General features: G+C 62.5%; 1 protein-coding gene. It reads left to right on the forward strand.

The genetic code is table 11. The features are described 5' to 3' along the window. A partial coding sequence (locus AC0B9F_RS38170) for a B12-binding domain-containing protein (RefSeq protein WP_472010410.1) occupies window positions 1–1262 on the forward strand: 1262 nt, incomplete at both ends.

Here is a 1262-nt window from a genome sequence, read left to right on the forward strand (position 1 = left end):
ACCATCGAAGCGATCCGTCAGCTCAAGGCTGCGTACCCGGAACTGCACTTCACCCTGGGTATCTCGAACATTTCGTTCGGTTTGAACCCGGCGGCACGGCAGGTCCTCAACTCGGTGTTCCTGCACGAGTGCACCGAGGCCGGTCTGGACACGGCGATCGTTCACGCGTCCAAGATTCTGCCGATGGCGCGAATTCCGGACGAGCAGCGTGAAACCGCACTCGACCTGGTCTACGACCGTCGTAGCGAGGGCTACGACCCGCTGCAGAAGCTGATGGCTCTGTTCGAGGGTGTCTCGGCTGCGTCGGCGCGCGAGTCCCGTGCGCAGGAACTCGCGGGACTTCCGTTGTTCGACCGGCTCGAACGCCGCATCGTCGACGGCGAGCGCAACGGCCTCGACGACGACCTCACCGAGGCGATGACGATCAAGCCTCCGCTGGCCATCATCAACGAGACCTTGCTCTCGGGCATGAAGACCGTCGGCGAGCTGTTCGGCTCCGGACAGATGCAGTTGCCGTTCGTTCTGCAGTCCGCCGAGGTCATGAAGGCAGCAGTTGCGTTCCTCGAGCCGCACATGGAAGCGACGGACGACGACGGCAAGGGTCGCCTCGTCATTGCGACGGTCAAGGGCGACGTCCACGATATCGGCAAGAACCTTGTCGACATCATCTTGAGTAACAACGGTTACGACGTCGTGAACCTCGGCATCAAGCAGCCCATCGCGACCATTCTCGATGCTGCGATCGAGCACAAGGCCGATGTCATCGGCATGTCCGGACTGCTCGTGAAGTCGACAGTGGTCATGAAGGACAACCTCAAGGAACTGAACTCTCGCGGTGTCTCGGAACAGTTCCCGGTTTTGCTGGGTGGTGCCGCGCTGACGCGTTCGTACGTCGAGAACGATCTGCAGGAGGTGTACGAGGGCGACGTCAGCTATGCCCGCGACGCTTTCGAGGGTCTGAACTTGATGGACCAGATCATGACGACCAAGCGTGGTGGCGGCCCGGCGCCGGACAGCCCGGAGGCCATCGCTGCTCGCGAGAAGGCTGCCGAGCGTAAGGCTCGTCACGAGCGTTCCAAGCGCATCGCCGAAAAGCGTAAGGCTGCAGCGGTTCCCGTGGTCCTGCCGGAGCGTTCCGATGTCGCAGCCGACATCGCGGTGCCGACACCTCCCTTCTGGGGCTCGCGCATCGTCAAGGGAATCTCGCTGTCCGAGTACTCGTGGCTGCTCGACGAGCGCGCTCTTTTCCTCGGCCAGTGGGG

The sequence above is a fragment of the Streptomyces sp. NPDC097129 genome (genome assembly GCF_055668065.1).